This window comes from Companilactobacillus paralimentarius DSM 13238 = JCM 10415 (genome assembly GCF_001434985.1).
Classification (GTDB): Bacteria; Bacillota; Bacilli; order Lactobacillales; family Lactobacillaceae; genus Companilactobacillus; species Companilactobacillus paralimentarius.
On sequence record NZ_AZES01000109.1, the window covers coordinates 1 to 9,681 of the forward strand.

11 protein-coding genes are annotated in these 9,681 nt (G+C 34.4%); 3 read left to right on the plus strand and 8 right to left on the minus strand.

Annotation, left to right across the window (positions count from 1 at the left end; genetic code table 11):
* Positions 1–249: 249 nt before the first annotated feature.
* Together FD33_RS09305 and FD33_RS09310 are read right to left on the minus strand one after the other, a co-directional pair.
* Positions 250–690, minus strand: a complete 441-nt coding sequence (locus FD33_RS09305) for a flavodoxin domain-containing protein (protein ID WP_025085986.1) — start codon at positions 688–690, stop codon at positions 250–252.
* A gap of 7 nt (positions 691–697) precedes the next feature.
* Positions 698–1,318 carry an NAD(P)-dependent oxidoreductase gene (locus FD33_RS09310; protein ID WP_056955934.1) on the minus strand — a complete coding sequence of 207 codons (621 nt, stop codon included), beginning with the start codon at positions 1,316–1,318 and terminating at the stop codon, positions 698–700.
* A 108-nt stretch (positions 1,319–1,426) separates the two neighbouring features.
* On the opposite strand from FD33_RS09310, the gene FD33_RS09315 reads away from it, so the two are divergent.
* The 3 genes from FD33_RS09315 to FD33_RS09325 all read left to right on the plus strand — a co-directional run bounded on the left by FD33_RS09315 (position 1,427) and on the right by FD33_RS09325 (position 4,781).
* Positions 1,427–2,077: a histidine phosphatase family protein gene (locus FD33_RS09315; protein ID WP_025085985.1), complete on the plus strand. Its 651-nt coding sequence runs from the start codon at positions 1,427–1,429 to the stop codon at positions 2,075–2,077.
* Between the two features lie 39 nt (positions 2,078–2,116).
* A complete protein-coding gene (locus FD33_RS09320; protein WP_025085984.1) occupies positions 2,117–2,779 on the plus strand; it encodes a histidine phosphatase family protein in 663 nt (220 codons plus the stop codon).
* 304 nt (positions 2,780–3,083) lie between these two features.
* A complete protein-coding gene (locus FD33_RS09325; protein WP_025085983.1) occupies positions 3,084–4,781 on the plus strand; it encodes a phosphoenolpyruvate carboxykinase in 1,698 nt (565 codons plus the stop codon).
* Positions 4,782–4,805: 24 nt separating this feature from the next.
* Here FD33_RS09325 and FD33_RS09330 read toward each other — a convergent pair whose 3' ends face one another.
* From FD33_RS09330 to FD33_RS09355, 6 genes are all read right to left on the minus strand, one after another.
* A complete protein-coding gene (locus FD33_RS09330) occupies positions 4,806–5,579 on the minus strand; it encodes a hypothetical protein (RefSeq protein ID WP_025085982.1) in 774 nt (257 codons plus the stop codon).
* Positions 5,580–5,798: 219 nt separating this feature from the next.
* Positions 5,799–6,287, minus strand: coding sequence for a prolyl-tRNA synthetase associated domain-containing protein (locus tag FD33_RS09335; protein WP_025085981.1), 489 nt, complete (start codon positions 6,285–6,287; stop codon positions 5,799–5,801).
* 12 nt (positions 6,288–6,299) lie between these two features.
* Complete coding sequence (locus FD33_RS09340; RefSeq protein ID WP_025085980.1) at positions 6,300–6,752, minus strand: hypothetical protein; 453 nt, start codon at positions 6,750–6,752, stop codon at positions 6,300–6,302.
* Between the two features lie 8 nt (positions 6,753–6,760).
* The gene (locus FD33_RS09345) at positions 6,761–7,912 is read right to left on the minus strand and encodes an ABC transporter permease (protein ID WP_025085979.1); all 1,152 of its coding nucleotides are present in this window, start codon (positions 7,910–7,912) and stop codon (positions 6,761–6,763) included.
* A complete protein-coding gene (locus FD33_RS09350) occupies positions 7,909–8,583 on the minus strand; it encodes an ABC transporter ATP-binding protein (RefSeq protein WP_025085978.1) in 675 nt (224 codons plus the stop codon). The genes FD33_RS09345 and FD33_RS09350 overlap by 4 nt, the downstream gene beginning before the upstream one ends.
* A gap of 12 nt (positions 8,584–8,595) precedes the next feature.
* The gene (locus tag FD33_RS09355; RefSeq protein WP_025085977.1) at positions 8,596–9,507 is read right to left on the minus strand and encodes an efflux RND transporter periplasmic adaptor subunit; all 912 of its coding nucleotides are present in this window, start codon (positions 9,505–9,507) and stop codon (positions 8,596–8,598) included.
* Between the last annotated feature and the right edge of the window lie 174 nt (positions 9,508–9,681).

Below are 9,681 nucleotides of genomic sequence, written 5' to 3' on the forward strand. Positions count from 1 at the left end.
GATTTATTCATTATACCCTCTCTTAAAAGTTGTCTCAGGAATCAGCTTACATCCACTTAAAACAATACCGGGTCCATTGCCCTTTTTCTATCCAAATTTTTCGTCTGGGTAGAATTCTATTTAATCTTACAATCTACCCAAAACAAATCTTTACTGATTTCTCTGAAAAAGTTCATAACAAAACTGAATTTCAAAATTACGTATAAAACAATAGGCGTGATAATCAATTTTGATTATCGCGCCTATTTGTTACTTCAAACTCTTTAAAACATAATCTGCTAATTGATCCACCCTTCTAAAATCATCTTCATCAGGATCCTGATCAATCTTCACTGAATCGGCAACTTGCTCACCATTGCTGGAATTAAGTTGCATCGTAAAGTAATCGACTGCACGTCCAAAATGAAGATGTTGTTTAGAACTAGAACCTAAAACAGCAAACTTGGTATGATTCAAATCAACATCTTTTAAATCATCATAGAAATCTTGCGCTTCATCTGGAATCTCACCATCGTTATAAGTATAAGTTTCTACTATAACGGCGTCATAACTGTCCAATGCAAAAGCATCTGTTTCAATCATTTGTTCGAGAGTCACATCAGCATTGTGTTCTTCCAAATAATCAACAAGATGTTTAGCAATCTTTTCATTGCGTCCTGTCATACTAATATAAGTTACAAGAATATTCATTTTTTACCTACCATCTAACGCTAATGCGTTTTTTTTGATGTTTTGCATTAACGATTTCATCAACCATAGCGATTGCAAAATCTGCATAACTAATCTCACATTTACCATTTTTATCAAGGGTCAATTCCTCACCAGCTAAAACGTACTTACCTGTCCGTTCACCTTTAGCATCAAAACTGGCAGCTGGACTAATGAAAGTCCAATTAATTGAACTTTGACGTAATTCATCCAACGACTTGCCCATTTCCTCACTCAAAGGCTTAACCGCTTCAGGAAAATCATCTTGTTCGTAAAGTTGTTTGGTATGATCTGAATCAAGATAGAGTGATCCTGCTCCACCAACAACCAATAATCTTGTTTTACTACCATTTAGAATTTCAATTAAATGTTTCGTGGCTGGTACATATTCTTTAACATTAGGGCCAAAGAAGCCTAAAGCATCGACTAATACGTCAAAGTCTTTAACATCATCAGCTGTCAAGCTATAGACGTCCCTAACTAAATACTTATCAGTTGGCGATTTTTTGCTATCACGAACAATGGAAGTGACATCCAACCCACGCCCTTTTGCCTCTTTAACAATTAAAGAACCTTCCTTACCGTTTGCTCCAATCACAGCTACTTTCATATGATTACCTCCAAATCCACTCATAAGTTTACTTTACACAATCACAAGCAAAATTACTAAAGATGAGCTTCGTTTATAGTAGAATTGTTGTACTAGGAGGCATGTATAATGGCATATCAAATTTATTTAGTTAGACATGGAAGAACTTGGTATAACGAATATCAAAAAATGCAAGGTTGGTCCGATACACCATTGACCGACGATGGCGTTGAAGTTGCCCAAAAGGCTGCTGAATCCTTGAAAAATGTGAATTTTGCAGCAGCACTGACTTCAGATATGAAGCGTGCCGTTGACACTTGTCGGATTATTACCAGAAGAAACCGAAACGACCTAGTACCCCAAGAACTGTCAGAATTTAGAGAACAATTTTATGGTTTCTACGAAGGCCGTGGAATTGATGAGTCATGGTTTGTCATTGGTAAACCACATCATGCTAAAAGTTTCGCTCAAATCGTTCAAAATTACGGTTTTGATGCAACAATGGATTTCGTCAAAGAAGCTGATCCACTACATGATGCTGAAGATGCCACTGAATATTGGAATCGAATCGAACGTGGATTTAAAAAAATTGATCAAATTGCCAAAGATGGTGACAAAATTCTATTAGTGACTCACAGTATTACTATTTTAGGATTAGCATATCGCTACAAAGCCGGTGATTTTGAATTAAATGACGTACCGGCAAATGCCAGTCTAACAATGCTAGAACGTGATAATGGTGTTAACCGAGTTACAAAATACAATCAATCTCTTCTCTAGTGTAGTAAAATTAACTTACAAACTTTGAGGAGGGCACTAATGGCTAAATACCAAATTTACATGATTCGCCATGGTAAAACTTGGTTTAATAAATACAATAAAATGCAAGGTTGGTCTGATACTCCCCTTGCACCTGAGGGTCTAGAAGTTGCTAAGAAAGCTGCTAAAGCTTTAAAAGATGTTGACTTTGATGCTGCTTTTTCATCAGACGCACGTCGAGCAATTGACACTTGCAAGTTGATCGTTGATGACAATAAAAACCGTGAACAACTTAATCCCACTAAATTAATGGAATTCAGAGAACAATTCTACGGCTACTTCGAAGGTATGAATTCTTCTGAAGCTTGGTTCATCGTTGGTCAACCACATGGTGAAAGAACTTTTGGTGATATCCTTTCCAAATATGGACTTGATGCTACAAGAGATTTCATGAAAGAAGCCGATCCATTCCATGATGCTGAAAATGCTGAAGAATACTGGACTAGAGTTGATCGCGGTTTTGAAAAAATTGATCAAATTGCTAAAGATGGTGACAAGATTCTACTAGTTACACATGGAACAACTATCCGTTCTATTACAGAGCGTTATGGTCATGGTAAATTTGACTTAACACAAAGTCCTAAGAATTCCAGTTTAACAATGCTTGAACGTGATAATGGTATTAATACCGTTACAAGTTACAGCCAAATATTAGGTGAATAATCAATCAAATTGTTATTTGTCTCAAATAATCCAGAAACTTAAAACAGCATCCATTTAGAATTGGCACATTATATTGTGCTTCTAAATGGATGCTGTTTATTTTTATTTAGGGTTTTGATAGTATTACATATTTTCTAATAAAATAATTTTTTTCTTCGAATAAAAATAATCTCCATAGCTTTTTGCCTACAAATCAGTCACAAAATAGGATTTCCATTAAATTCGTTTTAATTTTATACTATCGATTTACAGAGAATTAATATAAAATGTTACTTAAGTTCATGAATTGAAAGGAGAACCTAGTATGTCAGAATTATCATCCAAGGCTATTGAATCTAATGCCTTTTACATAAATCCAGATCGTTCAGTTGCTGTGATTAATTATAATGAGGAATACATTCAAGATGTTTTTCAATTAATTAATAGCCAAGGCTTTTACAATCTCGTTCATTTATATTTAGACGAAAGTCAATTAGCCATTACCAACAAGGTCGAAGGCTTAGATGCCAAAACTTATATCAGTATTTTGAAAGCCATTTTGATCGACGATAAAGATAACTATGAAAAATATGATAATGAGCAAATTCTGAAAAGTATTGAAGATTTTTATTCATACTATCGTTCCTACTTCAGAGTTTCTTTGATCAATAAACACGATAGTGCCATTGCTAAAAGCGACTTTATGAATATTGATAATCACTTTAATGAGGTCGTTATTCATCTTTACCGTGCTATTGAGGAAAAACTTCAAGGATTTACTAATCGCACTTATCGACAAGTAAATGCCGGAACTAATGCCTGTGTCCTTACACAAACAATTAAATGGGATACTCCTCAAAAGTATCAATCACTCGAAAGCATCAGGTTTTTAGATACCTTAATGCTTCGTCCACCAATGATGATGCACACTAAGAGTAATAAACGTGAAGGTACTTTCAGTGAAGTATTCGATAATCCTATTGAAAAATTCGACGGTACTCAAAAGGACTGGTATTGCTTCCCCGCCAAAATTGGTGAAAGTTTGACTTTCATTTACTTCCATCGTGATTATTTTGTTAGTGGCATTGCTCTAGCTAACTTATTTGAAGTAGCCGACAGGGAAAGTATCGCTGGTCAAAAGCCTGATGAAATTCTATTATTCGGTTTAAATAAAACTGAAGGTGACGTCAGTCATTATTATCATGATGAAGCTAACAATATTTGGATCGGTGAAGTCCCTTATAACGATAAAACAACTTATTTTGGCTATATGAAGAAGATGTGTTTAACTCTTCATAATCTCCACATGATTTACGAAAATCACTTACCAATTCACGGCTCGATGGTCAAAATTAGTTTTTCAAATGGTAAAACTAAATCAGTTGTCTTTTTTGGAGATTCCGGTGCTGGCAAGTCTGAATCAATCGAAGCTCTTCAAGAGGTAGCCGATGATAAAATCATTAATATCGAAACAATTTTTGATGACATGGGTAGTTTTGCCTTTGATGAAAAAGGTAATGTTTACGCTCAAGGTACTGAAACAGGTGCCTTTGTCCGTCTTGATGATTTGAGCAGTTCTGTAGCATTCAATAATATGGATCGAGGCATCTACTTGAATCCAGAATTAAAAAATGCTCGAGTAATTTTACCAGCCAATACCTATAAACACGTAGTTGAGCATCATTCTATCGACATGTGGGTTTACGCTAACAATTACGATGCTGAAATCGGTTTGCATCAATTCCCCGATGAAGAAAAAGCTAAGGCTACCTTCATTTCTGGAAAACGTAAGGCCTTAGGAACAACTGACGAAATCGGAATGAGTACAACTTTCTTTGCTAATCCATTTGGACCAGTACAAGAAGAGGAACGTACACGTCCGATCATCGATAAAGTCTTCAATAAGCTCTATCAAGATAAAGTTTATGTTGGCGAAATTTATACCCACCTAGGTTATGACAAATCTAAAGATAGTCTTCACGAGTCAGCTAAAGAATTGCTAAATGAATTAATGAACAACTAAATAAAGAGCATCAGTAATCTATGATTACTGGTGCTCTTTTGGCTTCTCATCGTTAAATTTTCTATTAATTTCTTTGGTCAATTGCTGTAAAGATTCCACCAAATAATCACCATTAATGTTCTTTTTACGTAATGTCGGATTATTTAAACGATACTCTTTGGCATTAGGTCCTTTTACCCAGAAATTATACTGTGGTGTATTGATAGTAAAGGAATTCTTACTAGTAAAACCACTTCGTTTTAAATCATTATTCAGTTCAATTGGTTCATCCAAGTTGTTAGGAATCAAACCTGTGATAATTTTGGATCCAATTATTGGCAAAGGAAATTCATCATTTTTAACCAACATATTGTGACCATACGCTTTATGTTTACTTTCACTATACCAATCATCGAATGAGACTAAACCACCATCTAAAGCTAAATAGACGATCTTATTTTTCAAGGACTTGTCGCCACTAATAACTTTATCAATATGAACTGAAGCCTTGGTGTAAGCCATACTTTGTGGACTTCGCATTTTCTCCAGATTATAGATAGTTCCCTCGATGACAGCTTGGTTATAATTTTTCAAATCATCTAAAGATATTCCAACAGGAACTTTCTCCCTGCCATTACCTTCGCTATGAATAATATTCGCCTTAGCAGTTTGTCTTCTCCATTTACGTTGGTTTTCTTTTATCGTAATGCAACTAGTATTAGAATCATGATGCAAAGAATTCTTAATTGTATTAACACTGTACGCGGAAAGCGGTAATACGAATACTAACAAGGTCAAAATCATTAGTGTTTTTCTCATCGCATTTTCTCCTCGCACCAATTATCGCATGGAAGAAAGCGTTATTGTACCGCTTTTTGTTTATATAAAATACAGAATTATTTGTTAGAAATTCATAAGGAAAAATTTTTATCAACTAATTTTTGAAACTGTCCAGCGCAATATTCTTCGGAATTTTTTGTAGGCATTATCTCATGGACTGACTGTAGCAAAAAAGCCAAGACAATCTGTCCTGACTTTTTACAATTCAATTATTTGATAAGAAAATCCGATACTCTTCAAAAATTTGAATAGATCCTCTGGTTTTAACAACATTGTTTTCGTATTGTCATTCGGATGAAAGGTCAATGGTAATCCACTTACAACTGACTTTTCAAAATAAACTTGTACATCCTTAGCTTCATTATTCAATAAACTAAAAATAGAAACGGAGCCTGATTTAATTCCCAATTTTTCTAATAAAGATTGATCTGACGCAAATTTGAGATGCTTCTTATCTACTATCTGGGCAAATTTTTTCATATTCAAACGCTGATTATCTTTTACAAAAACTAAGTAATAATCCGTATTTTTCTTATCGGTTAAAAATAATGACTTAGTTCTCATACAAGGAATATTGGCAACATATTTATCAGCTTCTTCAGCCGTAAAAACAGCTGGATGTTCGATTAATTGAAATTGAATATCTAAACGATCTAACTCTGTTTTAATTTGCGAATAATCATTCATTTATCTCACCTTTTAAAATAATGACAGAACAAACACGATTGCTGTTAAAACTGTGATTTTGATTTTATCAGACTGTGGTACTTCTAAAGTCTTCCAGTTAAGAAGTGCTAATCCACCTAAACTAATAAACCCAACAATCCCGTTGACCCAAATATTACTTTTACCAGCAATAAGATAAACTATTGCTGACAACAATCCATCTAGAGCCAAACATAGCGCCATGTTAACTAATAAAGCTGGTTTGTAATTATTATTATTCTTTAACAATAGGACAAACAAACCATAGATAACTGCAAAAATTATCAATGCTCCTAAAGCAAAGAGAACTAATTTCAAATACTTACCCATTGCTGGCATCTGGCTCAAATTAGAATCAGTCACTAGCATACTGGCAACTGTCATAAAGAAGTATATCAGGAATATCCCGAAGCGTGACACCTTATCTAATTCATATAATCTTTTCATATTTTCCCCTATTCTTCTTTCAAGAGTCCTACTAATTCTGATTTAGCAGCTTTATTTGATGGAATGAATCCGAAGATCAATCCAACTGCAGTCGATACTGATAAGGAGAGAATTAATGCATAAGCCGTTATAACGGCTTTGAATGGTAAGAATGCATTAATTATCGCTACTAATAAGTATCCGAAAATAATTCCTATAACTCCCCCAATTACACATAAAACAACACTTTCAATCAAAAATTGATTTCTTATATCATTCGAAGTAGCACCAAAAGCTCGACGTATCCCGATTTCTTTACGGCGTTCCGACACCGTTATGTACATTACATTCATAACTCCAATACCAGCAATCAATAATGATATTCCAGCAATAAAGGCAATGAAGTAAGTAATATCATTTAAAATTTTTGTGAATTGTTTACTTACTTGATCTGGGTTAGAAACCTTATAGGTACCGATATTCTTTTGTTCACCCATCTTCTTCATCTGTTTAACTGCTCTTTTGCCGATCCACTTCTTATTAGCCTTAGGTTCAACTGACAAACGAGCTTCATCTTTGGAAATTTGATTAGCAAAGAGTTGCTTAAAGATTGTCTTAGAAACATAAGCATCTGGACGATAATTCATATCACTGATGTGATAAATTCCTTGAACAACAAAAACTGTGCCATCAATTGAAATCAAACGGTTTAGCACATTCTTTTTGAATAATTTGTGAGCCAAATCTTCTGAAATATAAACTCCGTTTGAAGCCCCACTCATTTGAAAATAATCACCTTTTACTAATTTCAAATGTTTGGGTTGTTTATTCAAACTCATTGTTACATTCTTAGTCTTATATTGAGCTTTAGCACCCGCTTCAACGACACTACTAGCTAATTTAACCTGTTCAACTCCAGGTATTTTCTCCAAAACGGCTTCATCATTATTAGTGAATCCTCCATCAGTATTATCATCTGTGGTTGGTTGGTACATAATAACGACTTTGTTACGAGTATTATGATTACCCATACCTTTAGTCACAGTATGTGCAAAGCCATCCCCAATTGCCAAAATACAAATAACACTGGCAATTCCAATTATGATTCCTAACATAGTTAGAAAATTACGATTCTTATTCTTCCCAATTGATTTAAAAGCGATCAAAATTTTATCTGTCATGATTTTTTCACGCTCTTTTCATCGTTGTATAGACGACCATCACGAATATATACAGTTCTCATGGCGTATTCAGCTACTTCACTATCGTGAGTTACCATGATAATTGTCGTGCCATCTTGATTTAGTTTAGTAAAGATATCCATGATTTCCTTACTAGTCTTCGAATCTAGGGCACCTGTTGGTTCATCAGCAATCACCAAATTAGGATGATTGACAATGGCTCTGGCAATCGCAACTCTTTGTTGTTGACCCCCAGATAATTCAGAAGGACGATTCTTTTCTTTACCTTTCAAACCAACTTTTTCTATCACGTCTTCAATTAATTCACGCTTATTATTCTGTTCTTTCTTACTATAAATAAGCGGTATTTCAATATTTTCGTAGACATTATAAGTCGTCAATAGTTTAAAATTCTGAAAAACAAATCCCAATTGGTCGCCTCGGATTCGTGACAGAAAGTTATCACTGACTGTTTTATAATTCTTATTTTTTAGCAAATATTCACCAGTATAACTTTGATCCAACAATCCTAGGATATTGATCAAAGTCGATTTACCTGATCCAGAAGGGCCCATAATAGCCAGGAACTCTCCATCGGCTACTTCCAGATTGATATTTTCTAGAGCAGTGAATTTGCCATAAGCTTTACCTATATTAGTAACCTTTAGCATTACTCCACCGTCCTATTTCAAAACTAATTTGTCGCCAGTTTTAATTCCGTCCATTACATAGTAATAGTGACCTTTTTTCGTCATGGTAAGAATACGTTTATGTTTCTTATTATTCTTCAAAAGATAAACTGTATCACCTGACCAAACAGCACTTTCCGGAATCTTATAGCCATCTGATTCAGTCTTCAATTGAACATGCATCCCGTATGGCAATTTCTCGTCTGTTGAAACGCGGAAATGATAATAGGAAACATTATGTGTGCTGTAAGGAATGCTATCCTTCTGTTCATAATTTCCTGAAATTTTAGTTCCATCGTTCTCAACTACTGTTACATCGTCACCAACTTTAATTTTATCTAGACTATACTCGTTGACGTTACCTTGAATAACAGGAGCACCATAAATGAACTCACGACCAGAATCGTCCTTGTAGTAAGTACCATCAATTGGCGCAGTCACTTGGCGATTTTGTGCTTGATTAAGTTTAGCTAATTTAGCTTGAGCTTCTGTCAACATTTCTTGATTCTTGCTTAATTCAATCTGATCATCCGTCTTTTTATCTGACGAATTGTACTCTTGAATGGCTAATTGTGCCTGATGAATCTCGGCGTTAACACTACTGATATCACTACTCATATCTTTATAAAAGCTGAATAACACCTGACCCTTAGTTACGTGCTGACCATTTGTAACACGTGTTGCGACTAAAGTTTCGTCTTCTGACTTAGGCTCGTCGCTGACTACCTTTTTGTCCGTTTCTTGGACAATACCATTGAAATAATTAGTATTATCACGTTGAACAGTATAAGTACTGTAATTATTTTTATTGTCATTATTCTTGAAGCCGTTTCCCAAAACTAGAAAAAGAATAATTGCAATTAAAACAACGTTAATTCCCCAAATAGCTATTTTAATTTTCTTCATAATAATCTCCCTAAATTTGCTTGTCTTTCTAAGCTTAACAGTCTTAAGCTTACGATTAATTGGCATTCTGTCAAACCCAAAATAAAAAAACAGAACATTTCTGCTCTATTTTTTTATTTTTGGTAGATTGTAAGATTAAATAGAATTCTACCCAGACGAAAAATTTGGATAGAA